General features: G+C 70.0%; 19 protein-coding genes. 9 read left to right on the forward strand and 10 right to left on the reverse strand.

The features are described 5' to 3' along the window. Window positions 1-168: 168 nt before the first annotated feature. Together ACIBAG_RS18735 and ACIBAG_RS18740 are read left to right on the forward strand one after the other, a co-directional pair. Complete coding sequence (locus ACIBAG_RS18735; protein WP_399106381.1) at window positions 169-840, forward strand: DUF6313 family protein; 672 nt, start codon at window positions 169-171, stop codon at window positions 838-840. A 1-nt stretch (window position 841) separates the two neighbouring features. Continuing rightward, window positions 842-1,213: a hypothetical protein gene (locus ACIBAG_RS18740; protein WP_399106383.1), complete on the forward strand. Its 372-nt coding sequence runs from the start codon at window positions 842-844 to the stop codon at window positions 1,211-1,213. A gap of 19 nt (window positions 1,214-1,232) precedes the next feature. On the opposite strand, the gene ACIBAG_RS18745 is transcribed toward ACIBAG_RS18740, so the two are convergent. Then, entirely contained in the window at window positions 1,233-3,884 is a 2,652-nt protein-coding gene (locus ACIBAG_RS18745) for a cellulose binding domain-containing protein (RefSeq protein WP_399106385.1), read from the reverse strand. Window positions 3,885-4,172: 288 nt separating this feature from the next. Then, on the reverse strand, window positions 4,173-7,088 hold the full coding sequence (locus ACIBAG_RS18750; RefSeq protein WP_399106387.1) for a glycoside hydrolase family 48 protein: 2,916 nt from the start codon (window positions 7,086-7,088) through the stop codon (window positions 4,173-4,175). Window positions 7,089-7,454: 366 nt separating this feature from the next. Here ACIBAG_RS18750 and ACIBAG_RS18755 point away from each other — a divergent pair, with 366 nt between their 5' ends. Then, window positions 7,455-9,170 carry a glycoside hydrolase family 6 protein gene (locus ACIBAG_RS18755; protein WP_399106389.1) on the forward strand — a complete coding sequence of 572 codons (1,716 nt, stop codon included), beginning with the start codon at window positions 7,455-7,457 and terminating at the stop codon, window positions 9,168-9,170. Window positions 9,171-9,282: 112 nt separating this feature from the next. Here ACIBAG_RS18755 and ACIBAG_RS18760 read toward each other — a convergent pair whose 3' ends face one another. Next, window positions 9,283-10,053 (reverse strand): phytanoyl-CoA dioxygenase family protein, encoded by a 771-nt coding sequence (locus ACIBAG_RS18760; protein ID WP_399106391.1) that lies wholly within the window; start codon window positions 10,051-10,053, stop codon window positions 9,283-9,285. Between the two features lie 194 nt (window positions 10,054-10,247). On the opposite strand from ACIBAG_RS18760, the gene ACIBAG_RS18765 reads away from it, so the two are divergent. Together ACIBAG_RS18765 and ACIBAG_RS18770 are read left to right on the forward strand one after the other, a co-directional pair. Next, entirely contained in the window at window positions 10,248-11,144 is an 897-nt protein-coding gene (locus ACIBAG_RS18765) for a class I SAM-dependent methyltransferase (RefSeq protein WP_399106393.1), read from the forward strand. Between the two features lie 119 nt (window positions 11,145-11,263). Beyond that, a complete protein-coding gene (locus tag ACIBAG_RS18770) occupies window positions 11,264-11,965 on the forward strand; it encodes an SDR family oxidoreductase (RefSeq protein WP_399106395.1) in 702 nt (233 codons plus the stop codon). Window positions 11,966-11,978: 13 nt separating this feature from the next. On the opposite strand, the gene ACIBAG_RS18775 is transcribed toward ACIBAG_RS18770, so the two are convergent. After that, window positions 11,979-12,671 carry a glycoside hydrolase family 75 protein gene (locus ACIBAG_RS18775; RefSeq protein ID WP_399106397.1) on the reverse strand — a complete coding sequence of 231 codons (693 nt, stop codon included), beginning with the start codon at window positions 12,669-12,671 and terminating at the stop codon, window positions 11,979-11,981. Window positions 12,672-12,808: 137 nt separating this feature from the next. Between ACIBAG_RS18775 and ACIBAG_RS18780 the strand changes: the two genes are divergently transcribed. Next, a complete protein-coding gene (locus ACIBAG_RS18780; protein WP_399106399.1) occupies window positions 12,809-13,420 on the forward strand; it encodes a hypothetical protein in 612 nt (203 codons plus the stop codon). Between the two features lie 120 nt (window positions 13,421-13,540). Here ACIBAG_RS18780 and ACIBAG_RS18785 read toward each other — a convergent pair whose 3' ends face one another. From ACIBAG_RS18785 to ACIBAG_RS18795, 3 genes are all read right to left on the reverse strand, one after another. Next, the gene (locus tag ACIBAG_RS18785) at window positions 13,541-14,377 is read right to left on the reverse strand and encodes an aldo/keto reductase (RefSeq protein ID WP_399106401.1); all 837 of its coding nucleotides are present in this window, start codon (window positions 14,375-14,377) and stop codon (window positions 13,541-13,543) included. A gap of 100 nt (window positions 14,378-14,477) precedes the next feature. After that, window positions 14,478-16,304 carry an AMP-dependent synthetase/ligase gene (locus ACIBAG_RS18790; protein ID WP_399106403.1) on the reverse strand — a complete coding sequence of 609 codons (1,827 nt, stop codon included), beginning with the start codon at window positions 16,302-16,304 and terminating at the stop codon, window positions 14,478-14,480. A gap of 328 nt (window positions 16,305-16,632) precedes the next feature. Next, the gene (locus ACIBAG_RS18795) at window positions 16,633-17,496 is read right to left on the reverse strand and encodes a LysR substrate-binding domain-containing protein (RefSeq protein ID WP_399106405.1); all 864 of its coding nucleotides are present in this window, start codon (window positions 17,494-17,496) and stop codon (window positions 16,633-16,635) included. A 192-nt stretch (window positions 17,497-17,688) separates the two neighbouring features. Here ACIBAG_RS18795 and ACIBAG_RS18800 point away from each other — a divergent pair, with 192 nt between their 5' ends. Then, on the forward strand, window positions 17,689-18,765 hold the full coding sequence (locus tag ACIBAG_RS18800; protein ID WP_399106407.1) for a bile acid:sodium symporter family protein: 1,077 nt from the start codon (window positions 17,689-17,691) through the stop codon (window positions 18,763-18,765). On the opposite strand, the gene ACIBAG_RS18805 is transcribed toward ACIBAG_RS18800, so the two are convergent. The 3 genes from ACIBAG_RS18805 to ACIBAG_RS18815 all read right to left on the reverse strand — a co-directional run bounded on the left by ACIBAG_RS18805 (window position 18,701) and on the right by ACIBAG_RS18815 (window position 22,928). After that, window positions 18,701-19,942 carry a DUF4185 domain-containing protein gene (locus tag ACIBAG_RS18805; RefSeq protein ID WP_399106409.1) on the reverse strand — a complete coding sequence of 414 codons (1,242 nt, stop codon included), beginning with the start codon at window positions 19,940-19,942 and terminating at the stop codon, window positions 18,701-18,703. The genes ACIBAG_RS18800 and ACIBAG_RS18805 overlap by 65 nt on opposite strands. A 10-nt stretch (window positions 19,943-19,952) precedes the next feature. Then, window positions 19,953-21,878 (reverse strand): exo-alpha-sialidase, encoded by a 1,926-nt coding sequence (locus tag ACIBAG_RS18810; RefSeq protein WP_399106411.1) that lies wholly within the window; start codon window positions 21,876-21,878, stop codon window positions 19,953-19,955. Window positions 21,879-22,010: 132 nt separating this feature from the next. Further along, on the reverse strand, window positions 22,011-22,928 hold the full coding sequence (locus ACIBAG_RS18815) for a zinc-binding alcohol dehydrogenase family protein (RefSeq protein WP_399106954.1): 918 nt from the start codon (window positions 22,926-22,928) through the stop codon (window positions 22,011-22,013). A gap of 143 nt (window positions 22,929-23,071) precedes the next feature. On the opposite strand from ACIBAG_RS18815, the gene ACIBAG_RS18820 reads away from it, so the two are divergent. Together ACIBAG_RS18820 and ACIBAG_RS18825 are read left to right on the forward strand one after the other, a co-directional pair. Then, window positions 23,072-23,509 (forward strand): MarR family winged helix-turn-helix transcriptional regulator, encoded by a 438-nt coding sequence (locus ACIBAG_RS18820; protein WP_399106413.1) that lies wholly within the window; start codon window positions 23,072-23,074, stop codon window positions 23,507-23,509. A gap of 19 nt (window positions 23,510-23,528) precedes the next feature. Then, window positions 23,529-24,056: an isochorismatase family protein gene (locus ACIBAG_RS18825; RefSeq protein ID WP_399106415.1), complete on the forward strand. Its 528-nt coding sequence runs from the start codon at window positions 23,529-23,531 to the stop codon at window positions 24,054-24,056. Window positions 24,057-24,362: the final 306 nt, after the last annotated feature.

Consider the following 24,362-nt stretch of genomic DNA (forward strand, 5'->3'; position numbering starts at 1 on the left):
GCATGGCCGGGCACCCACCCACCGCTGACCATAACCACGTATCCCAGGCAATGGTCGGGAATCGGTGGCCTTCTCCCCGTGGTCTGTTGCACAATCGGCCTCCGCATGGTCACCAGGGGGGCCTGGGTAGCCATGCGTGTCAACAGTGCATGACTACGGGGGAGTTCATTGCTCACCGGGCCCATCCCGATTCCGCCCGACCTGAAGCTGGCGCCGGTGAAGTTCGGTACCCGCCGACGGCTGCGGCGCGTCTGGCGTTCCAGGAAGGCGCTGAAAGGTATCACCCAGTGGATGATCGACTGGGGCGCTCCCATGGCCGTCGGCGCGGTACTGCTCTACATCTACGCCGCTCGCTCCACCTCACCAAGTGAGGTCTACAAGGCGTTCACTCTGATCGACCCGCCCGACGTGGGCATCCTGTGGGGCCCGTCCCTGATCGGCTGGCTCCTCGTCCCCGCCATCATCGGTGGAGTGGCCGGACACGTGATCGCCACCCGCATCAGCAGAGCCAAATCGATCTCCACCGAGACGCTTTTCCGGCAACGGACGTGGGGACAACGGCTGAAGCCGCCCGGACTGATCCACGATCTGCGCAGATACTTCCACGGTTCGATCGCCGAGCAGGACTTCGTCGACGCCTGGGTACGGGTCGCCCATCGCAATGATTGGGACCGGGCCCAGGACCACTGGGAGGTCTTCGTCCGGGACATGGTCTCGACGCAGCAGTACGCTGACCTCGACCGTCATGAGTGCCTTCGGCAGGCACAGGGCACCGCCCGCCTCACCCTGCTGGTGACCGCTCAGGTGGGGCTGTGCATCGTGTGCGAAAGGCGGAGGTAACATGCGCTCCGAGGATGCGATCGAGATCGTGCGGGCCTCACTGGCGCTGGCCTTTCCCGGTGCGTCGGCCGAGGGGCTGGCCAGGGCCGCCGAGCATGTCGTCCGCTGGGGCGCGGAGGGCGTGGCGGAAGAGCTGAACCCGGAGCTGTCCCAGCGCATGCTGGTGGACCTCATGGGGCTGAGCGGCTTCGACAGTGCCGACTTCGAGCCGGCCGACATCAGGCGGCTCGAGATGGTCCGGCCGGCTCCGTACCGGATCTGGTCCAGGCCCGACCACGCCGGGGACCAGCTTCCCTTCCTGCGGCGGCCACCGGATCCTGACGACGAGAACGCACGGCGGCGGCGCCCGCCCCGACCGGGTGCCGCCGGCTGACGGCACCCGCGGGCGGACTTCACGACACTGTGCAGTTCTGACCCCCCAGCCTGAACGCCGTCGGTTTCGTGTTCGACCCCGACCAACTCCCCGTGAAGCCGAAGCTCACGGACGAGCCCGCCGCCACGTTGGCGTTCCAGTCGACGTTCCTCGCGGTCACCGCCGTACCCGACTGCGAGGCCTCGGTGTTCCACGCCTGCGTCACCTTCTGGCCATCCGCGAAGGCCCAGCCGAGTGACCAGCCGTTCCAGGCGGTCGAGCCCGTGTTGGCGAGCTGGACGTCCGCCTGGAAGCCGCCCGACCACTGGTTGGTGATCTTGTAGGTCACCGTGCAGGCCCCGGTCGGGGTGGGGGTGGGATCCGTGCCGCCGCCGGTGTCGGAGGTGTCGCCGTAGATCACACCTCGGCCGTTCGTCGAGACGTAGACGCGGCCGTACACCCGCGGATCCCCCGTGATCGCCGCACCCGTCCAACCCCACTGGTGCGCCTCGTCATTGATGCGGGTCCAGGTCGCGCCCTTGTCGGTGGAGCGGAAGATGCCGCGCACGCCGCCGATCTTCGCGCTGGTGTAGAGGGTCTGGTACGACGCCCCCGTCGCCGCCTTGCCGAAGCCGATCGTGTCGGCCTGCTCGACGGCGGACAGCTTGGTGAAGGAGGCACCCCCGTCGGTGGAGTGCCACAACCCGTACGCCCCGTCCGCCGCACCGCCCGCCAGCCACACCTCGCCCTTCACCCCGGGCAGCGCCTTGAAGCGGACGCTGTCCCCGCTCGGCAGCCCGGTCGCCGAGGATGCGGTGAACGTTGCGCCGCCGTCCCTACTGACGTAGAACTTGCCGGACTTGAAGCCGTAGAAGGTCTTCGGGTCGACCCGGTCGGACTCCACGATCGCCCCGGCCGGTATCCCGCTCGACGCCGACCAGGAGTTGCCGAAGCCCGTCGCGTACTGCACGCCCGTACCGGCCGGGCTCCACACGAACCGGCTGCCGTCCGCCGCCGCCGCGACCGTACCGCCACCGCTCACACCCGAAGGGTCGGTCCCCGCGAACCAGTTGGCGCCGTTGTCCGTCGAGAACGCGATGTGCGGACCGGAGTCGAGATCGCCGACCCGCACGAGCGTGTCGGGGTTGGACTCGGCGTAGTCCAGGCTCGTCGTCGTGGTGAAGTTCGGCTGGGTGAACATCATCGACGGCACCTTGGTGAGGTCCGTGTGCCGGAAACCGCCGATGTCGCCGAGGGCGCTCAGGAGCGGGGCGCCCGACGGGGGAGAGGCGAGGTCGTTGACGGCCGTCTCCTCCAGGCCCTGCACCATCGGCCTGATGGTGAACCGGCTTCCGCTGTCCCAGTTCGTGAGGTTCTCGGTGCCGTAGATCGTCGCGCCCGTCCCGTACATCATCCGGTTCGAGTCGAACGGGTCGATCTCCAGCGCCTCGGTCATCCAGCCGAGTTTGGGCGTCTGCTCGGGCGGCGACGGGTTCGCGCCCCAGGTCAGCCACGGCGAGGACGAGACGTCCATCGTGTAGCGGTTGGCCCGGTCGGGATACGCCGTGTAGTCCCACGCCTTCGTCCAGGTGCCGCCGCTGTCCGTCGAGCGGAAGATCTGCGTGTCCGGCCACCAGGAGCTGTACGCCGTCGCCATCACCGTGCCGGGCTTCTGCCGGTCGACGGTCAGACCGGCGAATCCGTAGTAGGCGTCGGCCTCCGCCACCGGGCTGATGTCCGTCCAGGTGCCGGTCGCCGTCGCGTACCGCCACAACTGGCCCTTGCCGCCGTCGTACGGCCCGCCCTTGTCGCTGTAGGCGAGATAGAGGTACCCGTTCGCTGCGTCCAGGACCCCCTTGTGCGCCAGGTACCCCGTCGGCTGCCCGGCGACCCGCGACCAGGTCGCGCCCGCGTCCGTCGACCGGTACACCGCGTTGTCCTTGTCGGCCACCCCGACGTAGATCGTCCTCGTCGCGTTCCCGGACGTCCCCGTGGACTCGTCGAAGGTGACCCAGACGATGCCCTGGTTGTCACTGGCGTACCCGCTCGTGTCGTTCGGATCCTGCGCGTAGTTGCCGACGTTGGGGAAGTTCGTCACCTGAGACCAGGTCACCCCGGAGTCCGTCGACCGCCACAGCCCCTTGCCGCTGGGCGCGCCCAGATACAACACGCTGTTCCGGTTCGGGTCCACGGCCAGCCGCTCACCCATGCCGCGGCCGGGCATGTTGCCGCCCAGCTTGAACGGCAGGTCGGCCTTCTGCCAGCTCGCGCCCCGGTCGGCGGAGCGCATCACGGCGCCGTTCTTCGGATCCCAGCCGTTGGTGTACGTCCCTACCGCCGCGTACACCCTGTCCGGGTCCACGGAGTCGGACGCCAGGCTCACCACGCCCGTGTGCCCCCAGTCGTCCCAGCCGACCGAGTCCAGCAGCGGCGTCCAGGTCTTCGTCGACTGCTGCCAGCGGTAGGCGCCGCCGATGTCGGTGCGCGCGTAGGCGAGGTTCTTCTCGCTGCGGTTGAAGACGATGCCGGGGACGAAGCCGCCGCCGTCGATGCGGGCGTTCTTCCAGGTGTAGGTGTCGGCGGTGATCGACACGTCCTTCGACGCACTGCCGGCGGCCAGCGCGGGCGGACTGCCGGCGAGCAGCCCGGCGGCGAGCGCGAGCACCGCCGTGAGGATGCGGGTTCTTCGCACGGAGGTTCCTTTCCGGGATGTGGGGGGAGGGAGGAGGGGACCACGGGCGGCAAGCGCTTTCTGCGGTTCGTGAGAGTGGCCGGGCGACCCCCAGTGCGGGAGGGGGCCGCCCGGCGTTTCGGTCCCGCCGTCAGGTGACGGGACCTCGTACGCGGAGCCTTTCAGGCGGTTCCGGTCGAGAGCGGTGCCTGCAACGCCCTGTGTTCGGGGCGCGGGGAACTGCGCGACCAGCCACATCGGACCCGCAGACAAAGCACCGCCTCTTCGCGGAGCGCCTCGCGGGGCTGTCTATTCGAGAAGCTCCGCGTACGAACCCATGGCCAGGGCGATGTCCGCCTGAGCCCAGAACCGGTGATACGTGAACGACGGCGCCGCACCGCCCGCGAGATACGCCTCGATCTTCGACCAGGCCGGATCGTCCTCGTAGAACGAACGGATCGAGTCGAAGGTCGACGACGAGTTGATCGCGTCACCGTTCGGCATGGTGCCGGTCCAGCCACTCGGGATGTAGACCGGGTCGTCGAAGCGGTTGTAGTCGGCGCGGGTCTCCGGGACGGCGATACCCAGGGCATCCTGGTGGTTGTCCCACATGCCGTCGAGGAGTGCCTTGGCGGTGGACGCGGCCTGCGTGTCACCGGAGCGGTCGGCGTAGTACGTCAGGGTCTTGGCGTACGCGGCCGCCACACCGACGTCGTTGGTGTAGTCGGCGACGGTGACGTGAAGTCCGTTGTTGGCGCCCGGACTCGAGGCGTTCCAGGTGTCGGGCTGCCCCGACCACTGGAGCGTCGACGGGATCCGGAAGGTGCCGTCCGGGTTGACGGTCGTCTCGGACAGCGCCCAGTCGACCCACTTGTCCAGGACCGCCTTCGCCGCCGCGTTCCCCGTCTGCTGGTAGTACTCGGCGACCCGCTCCATCGACCACGCCTGGAAGCCGAACCACTGGTTGGACGGCGGGTCGTGGTAGACGGGCTGCTGGTCGTAGTACATGCCGTAGAAGGTCGACTTGCCGGCCGGCGGCGTCGCGTACCGGCCCGCCCAGCTGTTGGTCGCACCGCCCGCGATCGCGCCCTCGCTGGACTGCAGCCAGCGGTAGAACTCGATCTGCCGCTCCAGGGACTTGGCCCAGTCCGCCTGCCCCGTCGCCGACTTGGGCTTCAGATCGGCATACGCGCTGAGCGCATACGCGGCCATCGGGTTCTGGTAGCCGCCGTGCGCGTGGCTGGAGCCGATGCGCCAGGCCCAGCCCGCCGAGGTGTCGGTGGCACCGCCCCAGGCGTAGTACCAGGACAGCAGGTACATCGAGGCGTCCTTGCCGGTACCGGCCGGGCAGGAGGAGGCCCCGACACAGTTGCCGATCTTCTTGAAGTACTTGTCGTACATCGCGTACCGCAGGTAGTCGCCCATCTTCGCGGCCTTGGCCACGGTCGCGGAGATGTCGCCGCCCTTGCCCTGCTCGTCGGCCCACTTGTCGGCCCAGTACGCGGCCTGCACCGCACGGGCGTCGGCGTCCGGGGCGTTGGTGAACTTCCACTGCTTGGCGTAGGAGGCGTCACCGGTGAACAGGTCCAGGTAGCCGTTCCTGCCGCCGTACTTGAACTGGTCACAGGTCGGCTGCGGCACCGTCTCCCACACCGACTCCTGCGCGCCGCGCTGGAAGGTGTTGATGTACGACGGTCCGGTGTCCGTCGGCCCGGCCTCGCACTTGCCCGGCGAGTTGCCGTAGCCGTAGACGTTGTCGACGTCCTGCAGCCAGTGCATACCGTAGACATCGTCCGTACCGTATGCAGTCTTCAGTTCACCGGCGATCGGATCCGAGCCGACCGAGACCCCGGTGTCCAGCTTCGCCGGGTACTCGTTGGGCGTGTCCAGCTCGGGCGCATAGGTCGCCGGCTTCGAGGCGTTGTAGAAGGAGTTGGTCGGCTGGTCGGCGCGGGTCGGGATCATGTACTTCTCCATGATTTCCCAGGCCCCGTTGAACTTGGACCAGTCGCCCGTGACCTTGCCGTACATCGCCTGCAGCCAGAGAAGGTAGCTGTAGGCCTCCGAGGTGGTCTCGTGGCCGTGGTCCGGTGCCTCGACGATCAGTGTCTCGACCGAGTGGTAGGGGATGCCCTCGGGCGAGAAGTAGCCGTTCGCCGGGTTGGTGATCTTGCCGTACAGCTCCAGGAAGCGGGCGTCGTACGCCTTTGTCGCCGCGATCTGGGTCGCCGTGACGGTGGCCTTCGCGTGCCCGCCGGCCGTCGACTCGAACGTCGCCGAGCCGGTGCCGGAGGAGGCGGCGGTGATGGTCACCTTCTGGGCGGTGTTCCAGTTCGAGGGCGTGAAGGTGAGCGAGGCGCCGCCGGTCACCGACAGCCCCGAGTTGCCGCTGGTGCGGGCGGTGGTGACGGTGACGTTCGCCGACGGCTGGGTCGACAGCTTCACGTCGTACGTCGCCGTCTTGCCCTGCTGGACCGGGAGTTGGGCCGGCGAGGCCACCACGGCGGGACCCGAGGCGACCGTGATGCCGACCGGCGTGGACTCCGCGGACGCGCCCATGCTGTCGTACGCCTTCGCGAGGAGCGAATGACTGCCCACGGTCAAACTTGAGACGGAGAGCGAGTACGGCGCCGTCGTGTCCGTGCCGAGCAGCGTGGCGTCGTCGTAGAACTCGACCTTGCTGATGGTGGCGTTGTCCGCGGCAGCGGCCGTGGCCGCGAGCGGGACCGCGTCGCCCTGCGAGTAGACGGCGCCCGCCGCCGGGCTGGTCAGCACGGTGATGGGGGGTTGATGGGCGCCGGTGCAGCTGGTGCCGTTGATCGCGAAGTTGGTGGGGGCGGCGTTGCTGCCGCTGTAGGTGAACTGCGCGCCGGTCGTGACCGCGGCCCCGGCGGCGATCCGCCCGTTGTAGCCGGCGTCCTTCACGGTGACCGTCTGGCCGGACTGGGACCAGGTGCCGTTCCAGCCGTTGCTGAGCTTCTGGTTGCCCGCGTAGCCGTACGTCAGGGTCCAGCCGTCGATGACGTCCGTGCCCCGGTTGGTGATCGTCAGGTCCGCGGTGAAGCCGGAGCCCCAGTCATTGGTCTTGTAGTCGACACTGCACTGAAGGGCCGCTGCCCGAGCGGGCGTTGATCCCGTGCTCAGCATCGTCAAGGGGAGCGCCATGGCCGCGACGACGGCCGTCCACAGCCGTCGCACGGCTCCGCGTCTGCGTGGGGGATGCATGTGCTGGTTCCTCCTTGCGGCTCGGAGAAGTCAAGGCTTGAACCAGTGGGAGCGCTCCCATAGTGGGGACGGGGGTGCAAGGGGTCAAGGCGCTTGAAGAGTCGAAAAGATTCGATGAGTCCAGTTGAGCAAAACTCCGTAACTCCCCTGTCCTTCACCGTCACTTGGCGCTAGCTTCATTGACACCAGTGGGAGCGATTCCATCAGTCGACGCGTCCGTCACGACGGGCTCGGGCCGCGAGGAGTCGCTCATGCGACACCCCCCGCGTTCAGTACTTTTAGCCGTCGTCGGCATCTCCTCCTTGCCTCTTGCGCGCCCTGCACGGATGGACCGTCAGCACCCGCAACCAAGAAGGAACCGCACTCATGAGTCGTACGAGAACAGCGATGCTCGCCGCCCTGGCGCTGGTCGCCGGAGCCTCGGGGACCGCGCTCGCCGCGGATCCGGGCGGAATCGGCACGGCCGCCGTGCCCTGCACCGTGGACTACAAGGTGCAGAACCAGTGGGACACCGGGTTCACCGCCGCCGTGACGGTCACCAACCAGGGGGCCGCGAAGTCGAACTGGTCGGTGAAGTGGTCGTACGCCGGAAACCAGAAGGTCACGGGCGGCTGGAACGCCAAGGTCAGCCAGAGCGGTGCCGACGTCACCGCGGCCAACGAGTCGTACAACGGCACGCTGGCGACCGGCGGTTCGGTCAGCTTCGGCTTCCAGGCGTCCTACAGCGGTACCAACGCGATCCCGGCGACCTTCACCCTCGACGGTGTGACCTGCAACGTCGACGACGGCGGTGGCGGCGGCACGGACCCCGACCCCGACCCGACCGGCCCGAAGGTCGACAACCCCTACTCCGGCGCCAAGGTGTACGTGAACCCGGAGTGGTCCGCGAAGGCCGCCGCCGAACCGGGCGGCAGCCGCATCGCCGACCAGCCGACCGGTGTCTGGCTGGACCGGATCGCCGCGATCAACGGCGTCAACGGCGGCATGGGTCTGCGCGACCACCTCGACGAGGCCCTGACCCAGAAGGGCTCCGGCGAACTCGTCGTCCAGCTGGTCATCTACAACCTGCCGGGACGCGACTGCTCCGCCCTCGCCTCCAACGGCGAACTCGGCCCGACGGAGATCGGCCGCTACAAGACCGAGTACATCGATCCGATCGCCGCGATCCTCGCCGACCCGAAGTACGCCTCACTGCGGATCGTGACCACCATCGAGATCGACTCGCTGCCGAACCTCGTCACCAACACCGGCAGCCGGCCCACGGCCACCCCGCAGTGCGACGTGATGAAGGCCAACGGCAACTACCAGAAGGGCGTCGGCTACGCCCTCAACAAGCTCGGTGACGTCGCCAACGTCTACAACTACATCGACGCCGGGCACCACGGCTGGATCGGCTGGGACGACAACTTCGCCCCCAGTGCCGCCATGATGAAGGAGGCCGCCACCTCCGAGGGCGCCACCGTGAACGACGTGCACGGCTTCATCACCAACACGGCCAACTACAGCGCCCTGAAGGAGAACAACTTCACCATCGACGACTCCGTGGCCGGCAAGTCGGTCCGCGAGTCCAAGTGGGTCGACTGGAACCGGTACGTCGACGAGCTGTCCTTCGCGCAGGCCTTCCGCCGGCAGCTGGTCACGACCGGCTTCAACTCCGGTATCGGCATGCTGATCGACACGTCGAGGAACGGCTGGGGCGGCTCGGCGCGGCCCGCCGGTCCCGGCCCGATGACCGACGTCGACGCGTACGTCAACGGCGGCCGCTACGACCGCCGCCTCAACACCGGCAACTGGTGCAACCAGTCCGGCGCCGGCCTCGGTGAGCGGCCGCAGGCCAGTCCGGCGGCCGGGATCGACGCGTACGTCTGGATGAAGCCGCCGGGGGAGTCCGACGGTGCCAGCCAGGAGATCCCGAACGACGAGGGCAAGGGGTTCGACCGGATGTGCGACCCGACGTACACGGGGAACCCGCGCAACGGCAACAACATGTCCGGTGCGCTGCCGAACGCTCCGCTGTCTGGGCACTGGTTCTCTGCGCAGTTCCAGCAGTTGATGCAGAACGCGTATCCGCCGTTGTCGTGACGCGGGGACTGCGACTGCGGGCCGTGTGTGGCTGGTCGCGCCCGCGCGGCGGTAGCCGCAAATCGACTACAGCCCCACGCCCCTGAAGGGCGTCGTAGTTCGCCGGGGTCGGTCAGAGCTCTTGGGCCAGGCCCCGGCGGATTGCGAACTCCACTGCCGAGTAGTTGCCGTCGGGGCGCTCGAGTTGCAGTGGCTCCGTCGGGTGCAGCGGCGGCTGGGCCATGAAGCGGGGGCGGGTGCCGTGGTGGGGCTGGGCCGCGTGGACCAGGAAGGGGTGGCAGATGTAGACGTCGCCGGGGCGGCCGGTGGCGTGGGCGAGCGGGCGGTGTGCGGAGGCCTCGGCGACCTTGGGGCCGAGTTCCAGGAAGGAGGCGCCGTACTCGCCGTACGGCTCGAGGACCGGCGGTACGTCGAGATGCGAGCCGACCCGGATGCGGGTGGGGGCGTCGTCCTCGGTGACCTCGCTGAACAGGAAGAGCATGAGCAGCGCGCGGTCCTTGGAGCGCACGTTCGTGTGCGGGTGCTCGGCGCCCTCGGGGACATAGCTGCCCTCGATGTGCCAGCCGGCGTCGTCCGGTTCCTCCTCGTGCGGGAACCGCAGCGGGAAGCTGCCCAGCGAGTAGCGGGACTGCCAGCGGTCCTCGCCCACCAGTACGTCGAAGGCCTCGTGCAGGACGGGCGTGTTCACGGCGGCCGCGAACGGGCCCTGCGCCATGTCGTACACCCAGTGCACGGGGGCCTTCCAGGTGCCCGGGTCCTGCGGGTCGTACCCCGTCTCCCGCCACAGCAGCCGGGCGCAGTGCTCGGCGACACGTGGCGGAAAGGCGCCCTCGATCCTCACGAACCCGTCCTCGAGGAAGCGTTCCACCATCTCGTCGTCCATCGGGCCATCGTGGGGGACCGGCCGTCCGGCCCGCACCCCATTTTCTCGCTACCGCTTTCCGCGCAGTCGTGTTCGGGCAGTCGTGTTCGGGCAGTCGTTCTCGCGCAGTCGTTTTTGCCGTTACGGCAATGACAGTGGCCCCTCGACGGTGCGTCGGCGCACGCTGGCCCCATCCCGAGGAGAGGCTGACTGGCATGGCGCACAACCACCACGCGGACCGGCACGGCGGTCACCGTCACCACGACCACACCGACATCGACTGGAGCGAGATGGCCCCGCTCCTGGAGGCGCAGGCGGAGCTGTTCACGCCCCTGTGCGAGCACGCCCTGGCCTGGCTGGCCAAGCGGCAGACCGAACCGGGGCTGATCGTCGACGCGGGCAGCGGGCCCGGCGTCGTCGCCTGCCTGCTCGCCGACACCTTCCCCGGCGCCCGGATCGTCGCCGTGGACGGTTCCGGGCCGCTTCTGGAGCGCGCCCGGGCCCGGGCCGAGCGGCTCGGGGTCGCCGACCGTTTCGGCACGCTCACCGGTGAACTCCCGGGTGTCCTGGACGACTTGGACTACCCGGCCGACCTGTTGTGGGCCAGCCGCAGCCTGCACCACCTGGGCGACCAGCGAGCCGCCCTCGCCGCGTTCGCCGCACGCCTCACGCACGGCGGCACACTGGCCCTCCAGGAGGGCGGCCTCCCGGCCCGTTTCCTCCCGCGTGACCTGGGCTTCGGCCGGCCCGGGCTGCAGGCGCGCCTCGACGTCCTGGAGGAGGAGTGGTTCGCCGCGATGCGCGCGGACCTGCCCGGCTCCGTCGCCGAGGCCGAGGACTGGCCCGCCCTGCTCACCGCCGCCGGCCTGCGGCCCACCGGCACCCGCACCTTCCTCCTCGACCTGCCCGCCCCGACCACGGACCGCGCCCGCGCCTACGTCGTCGCCTCCCTGACCCGCACCCGTGACGCCCTCGCCGACCACCTCGACGCCGACGACCGCGCGACCCTCGACCGGCTCCTCGACCCGGACGACAAGGCGAGCGTGCATCACCGGCCGGACGTGTTCGTCCTGGCGGCGCAGACGGTGTACACGGCGGTGCGGACGAGGTGACGCCGGTCGGCAACCGTTCGGCCGCCGGCCGGTGACGCGCAGGCCGTTGCGGAGCCCCTTGACTTCGAGAGTTCTCCAACTGGTCTACTCCCCCTGTTCGACACACACAGGGGGTAACCATGACCGACTCTCCGGTCGCACTCATCACCGGCGGCGGCAGTGGAATCGGCGCCGCGGTCGCGCGGCAGCTCCTCGACGCCGGCCACCGGGTCGCCGTGACCGGGCGCGGCGAGGCACGGCTGCGTGGCTTCGCTAAGGAACTCGGGGAACCCGAGGGCCTGTTGACGATCGCCGGAAACACGGCGGACCACGGTGACGTCCAGGCGGCCGTCGACACTACGCTCAAGGCCTTCGGCCGACTGGACACCGTCGTCGCCAACGCCGGTGTCGCCACCCACGACACGGTCGCCGAGGGAGACCCGAGCGGCTGGGCCGACATGGTGCTCACCAACGTCCTCGGCCCGGCCCTGCTCATCCGCGCCTCCATCGACGCCCTCAGGGAGACCCGCGGCCGGATCGTCCTCGTCGGCAGCGTCGCCGGGTTCGTGCACGGGCCGGGCAATCTCTACGGGGCGACGAAGTGGGCCGTGACCGGGCTCGCCGAGAACACCCGGCGGCAGGTCACCGAGTGGGGCGTCGGCGTGACCCTGGTCGCGCCCGGCAGGGTGGAGACACCGTTCTGGGACGGCTACGGCAGCCTGCCGCCGGGCCGTCTGCTCACCGCCGAACAGATCGCCGACTCGGTCGTGTGGGCTGTCCGGCAGCCCGACGGCGTCGACGTCAACACCGTCGTCGTACGGCCGCTCGGACAGCCCAACTGACCTCGCTCCGCGCTCAGTTGTCCTGAATGAACTCCCTCGCCAGTCTCTCGCCCAGCGACGCCGCCGCCTCATGGTCCTCGATGGGCGAGACCTGGGAGTTCCTGAAGAGGATGTACGTCACTCCGGAGCCGGTGCCGCCGGTCGCCGGGTCGGGGTCGATGCCGAGGGCTTCGGCGGCGGCGTAGGAGGCCTCGCCGATGACGTTCTTGGGGCCGGTGTCGCCCACGACGGCGTACAGGACCTGGTCGTCGTGGATGACGGCGGCCACGCTGCCGCCCCTGATTCCGGCCGTCTTGTAGTCCCACGTGTCGCTGACACCGGGGACGACGACGAACGGCAGGGTCTCGGACCGCAGCGGCCTGCCGTCGGACTGGTGGAACGCCGTCTGTGCCTGGAACCAGGGGTCGGTGTTCTCGTTGCACATCTCGGTGCGCTGGCCGTCGCAGTCGATGTCCATGTCGGCCTTCCAGAAGACGGCGCCGTGCTTGCCGCACACCGCAACGGTGGCCGGGGCCCCTGCGTCGGTGCGGTACCTGCCGTTCGAGATCTGCGCGCAGGTCGCCACCTTCGCGAGCAGGTCGGCCGCGCCGACCGGTGCCTCCAGAGGCGGCGGTTGCGGCGTGCCGGACGCGGTCGCGGGAAGCAGTCCGGCGGCGAGCAGCGCGGCGCCGGAGGCCGCGGTGAGGGTTCGTTGTCGGATGTGCACGTGCGAGGGGCCCTTCTGTGGCAGGTCTGTCAGGAAGGTTTCCTTATCCGAGCCGGCGCTGATTGCGGCGTCAGGACCCCAGTAGAAGACTGGTCGTGTCAAAGATTTCGGACATTCGCCCGGTTTCTGGAGGTGTCATGTTCGTACGCGCCATTTACGCGACCGGCGATCCCACGAAGATCGACACGGCCATCAGGGCTATGAACACGGAAGGGCGGGACCTGCTGGAGGACCGCCCGGGATACCGCGGAGCGAGTGTCTTCGTGGACCGGACGCTGGGAAAGCTGCTCGCGGCGAGCTGGTGGGAGACGGAGGAGGCCCGGCGCAACAGTGACGAGGTGCTGCGGGAGCGGCGGGCGGCGATGCTGGAGCCGTTCGCGGGGACCCTCGCCGTCGAGAACTACGAGGCGCTGGTCTTCCACCAGATCCAGCAGCCGCAGCCGGGCGGCGGACTGCGCCTGACCAGGCTGGAGTTCGACCCCATGGACACCGACCTGCTGGCGGACACGTTCCGTACCACGGTGATTCCCAAGATCGAGACTCTCCCGGGACTGGCCAGGGCGGTCCTTCTGGTCGACCGGGAGCGGGGGCGCGGGCTGGTCGGGAACACCTTCGTCGACCAGGCCTCCCTGGCGGCGTCCCGCGCGGGCCAGGCGGCGGCCCGGCACGAGGGAGCGGCCAAGGCACATGTGACCGTGACCGGACTGGAGGAGTTCGAGGTGGTCCACACCGACGTGCGCGGCGACTGAGACGGCACCCGCACGTCCGCCCGCCGCTCGGGCAGCCGAGCGGCGGGCGGAGTCGTACCGCAACGGTGACGGTCGTCGTACCGGATCGGCGTCAGACCATGTCGAAATACCGGAACGCCGTCACACCACGTCGAACGCGGCAGGGTCCGGGCCGATCCGCCGGTCCTCGTTCAGCGCGCTGATCGCGGCGAGGTCCTCGTCGTCCAGACTGAAGTCGAAGACCTCGATGTTCTCCTTGATCCGCGACGGCGTCACGGACTTCGGGATCACGACGTTGCCCAGCTGCAGATGCCAGCGCAGCACGATCTGGGCCGGGGTGCGGCCGTGCTTCTGCGCGATGGCCACGATCGCCGGAACCTCGAGCAGCCCCTTGCCCTGGCCGAGCGGCGACCAGGCCTCGGTGGCGATGCCCTGCCCGGCGTGGAACTCGCGGGAGGCGTGCTGCTGCAGACGCGGGTGCAGCTCGATCTGGTTGACCGCCGGGATGACCGACGTCTCGCCGATCAGCCGCTCGAGGTGCTCCGGAAGGAAGTTGGAGACACCGATCGCGCGGATCCGGCCGTCCGCGTGGAGCTTCTCGAAGGCCCTGTACGTGTCGACGTAGGCGCCGCGGGACGGCAGCGGCCAGTGGATGAGGTACAGGTCGAGGTAGTCCAGGCCCAGCTTCTCCATCGACACGTCGAAGGCACGCAGTGTGGAGTCGTACCCCTGCTCGCTGTTCCAGAGCTTGGTGGTGACGAAGATGTCCTCGCGCGGGAGGCCGGAGGCGGCGATGGCCTTGCCGGTGCCCTCTTCGTTGCCGTAGATCGCCGCTGTGTCGATGCTGCGGTACCCGGCCTCCAGCGCCGTGCCGACCGCCTGCTCCGCCTCGTCGTCCGGCACCTGCCAGACGCCGAAGCCCAGCTGGGGCATCTCGACGCCGTTGTTGAGGATGATCGGGGGGACCTTGCTGCTCACGAGCTCTTGATCCTTACGGTTGTCGTCAGGTGGTACTCCTCATCGTCAACGATCACGGGCCGCGATGCATTCCTGACCGGAGAATCCGCCGGAATCGGCCTCACGCGCGGTACAGCGCCTCCACCTCGTTGGAGTACGCGTTCTCGATCGCCTTGCGCTTCAGCTTCAGCGACGGCGTGAGCAGTCCGTGCTCCTCGGTGAACGGCTGGGCGAGGATGCGGAACGTGCGGATCGACTCGGCCTGCGAGACAAGGGTGTTGGCGGCGACCACCGCACGCCGCACCTCGGTCTCCAGGTCGGCGTCGCGGACCAGCTCGGCCGGTGTCATCGGAGGCTTGTCGCGCATCATCAGCCAGTGCTCGACGGCCTCCTGGTCGAGGGTGACCAGGGCCGCGATGTACGGGCGGTCGTTGCCCACGACGATGCACTGGGCGACCAGGGGGTGGTCGCGGACGCGTTCCTCCAGCACTCCCGGCGAGACGCTCTTGCCGCCGGAGGTGACCAGGATCTCCTTCTTGCGGCCGGTGATGGTGAGGTAGCCGTCCTCGTCGAGCGAGCCCAGGTCGCCGGTGGCCAGCCAGCCGTCGTGCAGGGCCTCGTCGGTGGCCTTCTGGTTGTTGAGGTAGCCCTGGAAGATGTTGGCGCCGTGCAGCCAGATCTCGCCGTCGTCGGCGATGTGCACGGTCATGCCCGGGATGGGCTGGCCGACGGTGCCGTAGCGGGTGCGATAGGGCGGGTTGGCCGTCGCGGCCGCCGTGGACTCGGTGAGCCCGTATCCCTCGTAGACATGGATGCCGGCGCCCGCGAAGAACAGTCCGAGACGCCGGTCCATCGCCGAACCGCCGGTCATCGCCTGCTTGATACGGCCGCCCATCGCGGCCCGCATCTTCGCGTACACGAGCTTGTCGAAGAGCTGGTGCTGCACCCGCAGCCCCGCCGACGGGCCGGGGCCGACACCCCACGCCTTGGCCTCCACGGCGTCCGCGTACTTCACGGCGACCTCGACGGCCTTCTCGAAGGCGCCGGCCCTGCCCTCCTTCTCGGCCTTGCGGCGGGCCGCGTTGAAGACCTTCTCGAAGATGTACGGCACGGCGAGGAAGAACGTCGGCTTGAACGCGGCGAGGTCGGGCAGCAGGGCGGCGGCGTTCATCTGCGGCTGGTGGCCGAAGCGGACCTTGCCGCGGATCGCGGCGACCTGCACCATCCGCCCGAAGACGTGCGCGAGCGGCAGGAACAGCAGGGTCGCCGCCTCGTCGCCCTTCTTGGAGTGGAACACCGGCTCCCAGCGCTCGATGACCGTGTCCGCCTCGTACATGAAGTTGCCGTGCGAGATGACACAGCCCTTGGGACGCCCCGTCGTCCCCGACGTATAGATGATCGTCGCGACGGAGTCGGGGGTGACCGCCTGCCGGTGGCGGTGGACCACGTCGTCGTCGAGGTGGGCGCCCGCGTCGTAGAGCTCCTGCACGGCGCCCGAGTCCAGCTGCCACAGCTGGTGCAGCCGGGGCAGCCGGTCGATGACGGTGGCGATCGTCATCGCGTGGTCCTCGTGCTCGACGATCGCCGCCGAGCACTCGGCGTCGTACAGCGTCCAGAAGCACTGCTCGGCGGAAGAGGTGGGGTAGATCGGCACGACCTGGGCCCCGATGGTCCACAGCGCGTAGTCGAACAGCGTCCACTCGTACCGGGTGCGGGACATGATCGCGACCCGGTCGCCGAACCGGATGCCACGGGCGAGCAGGCCCTTGGCCAGGGCGAGCACCTCGTCCCGGAACTCGGCGGCGGTGACATCCCGCCAGTTCCCGCCGTCGTCCTTGCGGCCGAGGGCGACATACAACGGGTCGTCCTGGGCATGCTCGAAAACGACGTCGGCCAGGCCGCCCACGGGCGGCGCCAACGCCAACGGAGGGTTGGTGAACTCGCGCAAACCCCGCTCCCCGCTCCGAATGCCTCGCTGACGCTCCGCTCAGCGCCGTGAAAGCTACCCCACCCGTCGTCGGGGCGGGAGGGGGCGGGAAATCGACGGGTGCTCAGGTACGCACCGGTCAGCGCCGGAAAATGCGCTCACATGGGGAAGGGTCGGACAGAAAACTGACGGTCGAGTAAGTTTCGGACCCGTAATCTCCACGGAATCTGTACGACCCGATTACCCGGTCCGGGCCCTGTGGATCATGCTATCCGCCGCATGCCGTCGCCTCTTCTGTCAGCGCACGGATGGCTGAATCCGTCACTCCGGTCTCCGGCGGGCGCGGACCCTACCGTCGGTGCAGGCGATCCCCGCCCGCCAGAATCGCCGCCGCCAGCGCGTCCGCCGCGCCCTGGGCCGCCGTCCGGCGCGGGCCGTGGACCAGGACGAAGTCGACGCGGCCCAGTTCCGGCAGTCCCGAGCGCTCGGCGACCCGGACCAGACCCGGCGGGATCAGGCCCCGTGAGTGCGCCATCACGCCGAGCCCGGCGCGGGCCGCCGCGATCAAGCCGTTCAGGCTGCCGCTCGTGCACACGATCCGCCAGTCGCGCCCCTGCCGCTCCAGCGCCTCCAACGCGAGCGCCCGGGTGATCCCCGGCGGCGGATAGACGATCAGCGGCACCGGACGGTCCGGCTCCAGGCGCAGCCGCTCGGCGCCGATCCACACCAGCCGGTCGTGCCAGACCAACTCCCCGCGCGGATCCTCCGGGCGCCGCTTGGCCAGCACCAGATCCAGCTTCCCGGCGGCGAGCTGCTCGTGCAGCGTGCCGGACAGCTCGACCGTCAGTTCCAGGTCGACCTCGGGATGGTCGTAACGGAAGCCCTCCAGGATCTCCGGCAGCCGGGTCAGGACGAAGTCCTCGGACGCGCCGAAGCGGAGCCGGCCGCGCAGCCGGGTGCCGGTGAAGAACGCCGTCGCCTGCTCGTGCACCTCCAGGATCCGGCGGGCGAAGCCGAGCATCGCCTCACCGTCCTCGGTCAGCTCCACGGAGTGGGTGTCCCGGCTGAACAGCGGCCGCCCGGTCGCGTCCTCCAGGCGCCGTACGTGCTGGCTGACGGTCGACTGGCGCAGACCGAGCCGCCGCGCGGCCTGGGTGAAGCTCAGCGTCTGCGCCACCGCCAGGAACGTCCGCAGATGGGAAGGGTCGTACACGCCTCCAGGCTAGCTCCGTTATCGCGAAACGTGATGACAGTCAGAGTGGTATGCCGGATTCCCGATCGCTGGGGCGCGGAGGACGATGGAGAGGGCACGTCCGTGCCCGGAACCGGAAGTTCAGCCGAAGCGACACCCCGTACGACAGCGAAGTAGTGGAGCACAGTGAAACGCCTGCAATGGCCGCGTCGGATGCCGATCGACCCGTACGTCCTGCTGCTGCTCGGGACTGTGGGCCTCGCGGCCCTGCTCCCGGCGCGCGGGACGGCCTCCGACGTGGCGTCCGGGGCCTCCACGGCCGCCATCGCCTTCCTGTTCTTCCTCTACGGCGCCCGGTTGTCCACCCGTGAGGCGCTGGACGGGCTGAAGCACTGGCGGCTCCACGTCACCGTTCTGGCCTGCACCTTCGTCGTCTTCCCGCTGCTGGGCCTGGCCGCCCGCGGCCTCGTCCCGGTCTTCCTGACGCACCCGCTCTACCAGGGCCTGCTCTTCCTCACCCTCGTCCCGTCGACCATCCAGTCGTCCATCGCCTTCACCTCGATGGCCCGCGGCAACGTGCCCGCGGCGATCTGCGCGGGCTCCTTCTCCTCGCTCGTCGGCATCGTCGTCACCCCGCTCCTTGCGGCGGCCGTGCTCGGCGCCGGCGCGGGCGGCTTCTCCGCCGACTCGGTGGTCAAGATCGTGCTCCAGCTGCTGGTGCCGTTCGTCGCCGGGCAGCTGCTGCGGCGCTGGATCGGCGACTTCGTCACCCGGCACAAGAAGGTGCTGGGGCTCGTCGACCGCGGCTCGATCCTGCTGGTCGTCTACACCGCGTTCAGCGAGGGCATGGTCCAGGGCATCTGGCACCGGGTGAGCCCCGTCCGGCTGGCCGGCCTGCTCGCCGTGGAGGCGGTGCTGCTCGCCGTCATGCTGCTGCTGACCTGGTACGGCGCCAAGGCGCTGCGCTTCAGCCGCGAGGACCGCATCGCGATCCAGTTCGCCGGCTCCAAGAAGTCCCTCGCCTCCGGCCTGCCCATGGCGAGTGTCCTGTTCGGCGCGCACGCCTCGCTGGCCGTGCTGCCGCTGATGCTCTTCCACCAGATGCAGCTGATGGTGTGCGCGGTCATCGCCAAGCGGCGCGCCCAGGACACCGAGGCCCACGACACCGAGGCCCACGACACCGAGGCCGGCAGCCACGGCACCGACGCCGACGTCCCCGGGCCGGTCACCGGGTCGGCGCCACCTTCAGCGTCACGAACCGCGGTCGGTACAGGGACACGTTCCGGTTGAGCTGCGCGGCGGCCCCCGCCGTCTCCAGCCAGTTGACGTCGTAGCTCAGCACGAGACGCCCCCCGTCGCTCAGCTCGGGGTGCGTCTGCGGGTTGTAGGCGGCGACCTGGGCGCCGTGTGGCAGCGACGGGCTGAAGTCCCTGGTCGGCCCGTGCCACGGGCCGGTGGGGGAGCAGGCCCAGTACGACGTGACGGTCGTCAGCCCCGCGGTACCGGCGGCCATCGTGAACAGCACATACGTCCCCCGCACCCGCGCCACCGAGAACGCGCTGCCCACCCCCGTGCGCCGCCCGTCCCCGAGCACCGCGCCCGGCCGGGCACCCGCCCCCGCCTCCGCCCACGCGGAGCCGTTCCAGTACTGCCAGGCACCCGGCTCGGCGAGCCTGCCCTCGGGCACGCGCGCGACGTACGCCCGAGAGGCGGGCCGGGACGCCGCCTGGCCGTCGTCACCGCCGAAGACGTACGTCCAGCCGCCCTCCTCGACCAGCGTCGTCCCGAACAGCACCCGGCGGGACGGGTCGGGCACCAGTTGCTGGTCGAGGACCTTCACCACCGACTCGACCCGCAGGTCGGGCAGCGACAGCGTGGCGACCTCGGTGGCGGTCGGCACACCGTAGATCCACGGGGACTGGCCGGCCGTGCGCACCCACAGCAGCACCCGCAGCACCTGCGCCGACGAGCCGGGGGAGCGGGGCTCGACGCGGGCCGCGACCGGCCAGCGCCACTGGTTCGGGGCGGGGTCGGGGAAGAGCGGGGCGGGCAGGGTGCGCTCCAGGCGGTCGCCGCGCATGACGACCGCCGAGTTGCGCACCAGGGGAGCGGTGGTGTCCCGCCAGGCGACGGACTCGCCGAACGGATTGGGCGGCCCGTACACCTGGCCCAGATAGGTGTCCGAGAACAGCCACAGCAGCCGCCCGTCCGGCAGCCGCACGGAGTGCGTGCCGTCGCCGCCGGTCCAGTCGTCGGCTCGCGAGGGATCGTCGCCGTAGCGGGCGAACTCGGCGTTGAGACCGTCGTCGGCCGACCAGGACGCCACCGAGTGCGGTGCGCACGCGCCACCGCCCTCCCGTTCGCCGTCGTCCGGGAGGGCGGTGAGCAGCACGGCCGCGAGAACCAGGGCCAGCAGGACTCCGAGGCCGGTTCCCGTGCGCTGCCGTGCTCGTGCGTCGTCGGGCACGCCCGTGACGTTAGTGGCCTCGGCGCACCTGGTCCATGGGCAGCCACAGAACGCTGTCGCTCTTGGTCGCGGCCCCGCGGGTGCCGGCCAGTGCGGCGGCCTGGATCTCGGCGTCGCCGAGTGCCCGGTTCCACACATGGACGTCGTCGATCGCGCCGGTGAGGAAGGCCCGGCTGTCCATGCGCTGGCCGACGTGCACCCCGAACGGCGAGTTCCGGCTGACCGAGCCGGCCACGTCCGCGGTGCTGATCGCCTCGCCGTCGAGGAACAGCGTCAACTGCCCTCCCCCACTCTCGGCTTCGCCCGAGCGGGAGGTACCCCCATCCCGCCGCAGCGCGAGATGGTGCCACTGTCCGTCGTTGCGGGCGCCGTTGAACCACACCGACGCCGTGCGCACGGTCCGGAACCCTTCCCGGGTGGTGATCAGGGCGCGCACCCGGTCGTTGTCGGGCTCGCCACGCATCCACACCTGGGGCTGGGTGGTGCCGATCCCGCCCATCCACAGGAACGGCTGCTCGCCACTGGTGGCCGAGTACCGGAAGAACAGCGAAGCCGTGAAGTCCCCGGTACCGAGCGGAAGTCGGGACCGGTACGGCAACCGCACCGCGTCGTTGACGCCGTCGAATTCCAGGGCGTCGCCGAACACGCCGCTCGTCGTGCGCGCGCCGCCGAGCACGGTCGCGCGGGGAGCGCCCGGGACGAGGTCGGGGGTGGTGGGGTCGGGGGCCCGGCGCGGGCCGAGCCAGTCCTGGTCGAACCGGGCGAAGCGGATCTCGTCGCGCGCGTCGACGGCGCCGCCCTCGTACATCAGGCCCACCGTGGAGGCGTCGATGCCCACCATGTCCGAGTAGCCCGACCAGTCCGTGGTGACGACCTTGCCGCGGTCCACGCTCTCCCAGGTGGCGCCGCCGTCGTAGGAGGACCGCACCATCATGGTCCGCCGGCGGTCGGGGTCGGCGGGCGCGGACAGCAGCATGCGGTTGCCCATGCGCAGTGTGGCGCCCTGGACCTGCGGCGTGTACAGGTCCGGGAGTCCGCGGAAGGGCCCGGTGAAGCTGTCGCCGCCGTCGCGGCTGAACGTCTGGGAGCGGTGGCCGAGGTCGGAGCCGTCCTGTTCCCGGCCGCTGATGAGGATCGTGCCGTCCGTGCGCTCGCTGAGGGTCACCTCGGACGGCTTCTGCCGGAAGGTGCCGTCCTCGGCGGCGATGGGCCAGGAGTCGACGGCGCCGGCCCGCCAGGTGTCGCCGCCGTCGTCGCTGACGATGAGCGCGGCGTGGTTGGCGGTGACCCGACTGCCGTTCCACGTCTCGGTGTTGACGCCGAAGACGAGCCGCCCCGCGTGCTTGCCCTTGGTGAGCTGGATGCCGTGCACGGGACCGGTGGCGTACCAGGAGTTCCAGTCCGCCGGCAGTATCTGGTCGCTCAGATCGCGCGGCGCGGACCAGGTCCGGCCGTCGTCGTCGCTGTACTGGAGATGAGGGGTGCGGTCACACGGCACCGAGCAACTGCCCGCGTCCGTACGGCCCGTGTTGTACGTCTCCGCCAGCAGGATGCGGCCGGTGCGACGGTCGACGATCGGCGCCGGGTTGCCGTGCGTGTCGCCGCCGCCGTCGTTGACGACCTGGAGCGGGCCCCAGGTGCTTCCGCCGTCGGTCGACCGCTTGAGCACGATGTCGATGTCGGCGGCGTCACCGCAGTTGAGCACCCGCCCCTCGGCGAAGGCCAGCAGCGTGCCGTCCTTGGTCTTCACGATCGCCGGGATACGGAAGCAGGCGTAGCCGGGGTCCTGATCGGCCCTGAAGAGGACCTGCTGCTCGAACAGGGGTGTCCGGCCGGTGGGTTGGGGCTGTGCCGGAACCGATGTCGCGGCCGTCGCCGTGGTGGCGACGGCCGCGACGAGGGCAGCTCTGAGACGTGCGCGAACTCTTGACGGCATGGTGCGGCCCGCCCTTCATCGTCTGGTCATGCGTCCAGGCATCTGAACATTCGGACATCCCACGTCCAAAGTGCGCATCACAGACGTTAGTTGGGCTATCCCACACATCACAAGAACCGTGCACGTGTCACGTCACGGATGGAGTACTGCTTTCCCTCGGTTGCCCCGCGCCTCGACCGCCGCGTGCGCTTCGGCCGCCTCCTCCAGCGCGAACTCCCCGTGCACAGCGGGCTTCACGGCCCCTTCGGCGAACAGCCGCCACAGCTCCTGCCGCCACCGTTCGTACAACTCGGGCTCCTCGCGGGCGATCCGCGCCATCTGGAACCCGACGACGGACTTGGCCCCCACGAGAAGGTCGTACGCCCGTATGGTCCCGCCACCGGAGCTGTACGCCACGAGCCGACCGCCCGCGCCGAGTGCGGCAAGGGCAGGCCCGAGGAGGTCGCCACCGACGCCGTCCAGAACATAGTCGACGGCGTCCCCCCAGCTCTCCTCCCCGTACGTGACCACGTCGTCGGCGCCGAGGGAGCGCACGAAGTCCGCCTTGGCCGGATCGGACACGGCGCCCACGACCCGCCCCGCGCCCCGCACCCGCGCGAGCTGCACGGCGAGATGCCCGACCCCGCTGGCCGCCGCGGTGATCAGCGCCGCCTCCCCGCGTTCCGGCCGGGCGGCCGCCAGCGCGCCGAGCGCGACCAGACCGCTGCGGACGAGGGCGACCGCGTCGACAGCGGTGGCGGTGTCGGGGACCGGGGAGGCCATGGCCTCGTGCAGGAGCGCGTACTCGGCGTATCCGTGCCCGAAGCACAGTCCGGTCACACGGTGGCCGACACGGAAGCGACCGACTCCGGCCCCGGCGCCCACGACCTCACCCGCGATCTCGCCGCCCAGCGGGACGGGCTCGGCGGCCTCGGCGACCTTGCGGACGACGGGAAGCGTGACGCCGATCGCCTCGCAACGGACGAGCAGTTCACCGGGGCCCGGCTCCGGGACGGGGGCCTCCTCCAGGAACAGGGGGCCGCCGGTGGATTCATAGCGGACGCGGCGCATCGCACCTCCAGAAGTCATGGGGACAGAAGTGATCGGGACGGAAGTCGCCGGGGGGGAGTCATTGGGAACACCAACGGTTTGAGCGATCCTGACGCTATCGACTGGTCGTTGGGAAGTCCAATGAATTCCGATAGGGTTCAGCCATGTCCGAGGCCCCCCTCCCCGCGATCCGTTCCCTCCCCAGCTGGCTGCTCGGCCGTGCGGCCGCCCGCGGCCGGGCACTGGTCGCAGAGGCGCTGGCCGCGGAGGGCATGAAGATGTGGCACCACGTCGTGCTCTCCGCCGTCCGCGACCTCGCACCCGTCGCGCAGGCCGATCTCGGCCGTGGCGTCCAGCTCGACCCCAAGGACCTGGTCGGGATCCTCAACGACCTGCAGTCCGCCGGCCTCGTCGTCCGCGAACCCGACCCGAACGACCGTCGCAAGAACGCGGTCTCCCTCACCGGCGAAGGCCGGCGTCTGCTGAAGCGCTGCGAGAAGGCGGCGCGCGAGGCCAACGACGCGCTCCTCGCCCCGCTCTCGACGGCCGAACGCGACCGGTTCATGGAGCTGTTGATCCGGATTTCCGGTACGCAGAGCTGACGACGGATAACGTTCCGTCATGACCGCACCACTCGCGCTGGAACCCGCCCGCACCGCCCTCGTGCTCGTCGACCTGATGGACCGGATCGTCGCGCTGCCCCTGGAGCCCCGCAAGGGCACCGAAGTCCTGGTGACCTGCGAGGAGTTGGCCGGCTCCTTCCGCTCCGCGGGAGCGAGCGTCGTCGTCGTCCGCGTCGAACGCCCCGGCGTCGCCGAGCAGCCGCCCGGCAGCGGCCTCGTGACAGGACTGCTCCAGGAAGGCGACATCGAGATCGTGAAGCACACGATCGGCGGCTTCCAGGGCACGGGCCTGGACGACCGCCTGCGCGAACGAGGCGTCGCCACCCTGGTGTTCGGCGGCATCGCCACCAACCTGGGCGTGGAGTCCACGGCGCGCGCGGCCGCCGACCTCGGCTACGACCTGGTGTTCGTCGAGGACGCGATGACGGCGTTCACAGCGGCCGAGCACGAGGCATCGGTACGACTGGACTTCCCGAGGCTGGGCTCAGTGGTCAAGGCGGCCCAACTGACCCTCACAGACGGCTGACGAGCCAACCAGCCCACATCAACACCGGGCAAGTGCCCACCGACTTCACTGGTCCGACGACACCGGCCGCGAGGGAGCCGTAGGGGCGCGTCGGTGTCGACAGGCCATGGGGGCACCTCCCGCTCGAGCGAAGTCGAGAGTGGGGGAGCGCACAGGCCCGAAGGGCTGAGCACGCTCGGCCTCTCGACACCGACATGCGGCGCCCCGGAGGCGACCGAGCCATCAAAGGGGTGAGGCCCGCGTGAGAGACGCAGGCCCGGCACATGCACAGCGGGGCCCCGAAACGGCGCAGGGGGCGCTCCCCGC

Source organism: Streptomyces sp. NPDC051243 (genome assembly GCF_044455405.1).
Classification (GTDB): Bacteria; Actinomycetota; Actinomycetes; order Streptomycetales; family Streptomycetaceae; genus Streptomyces.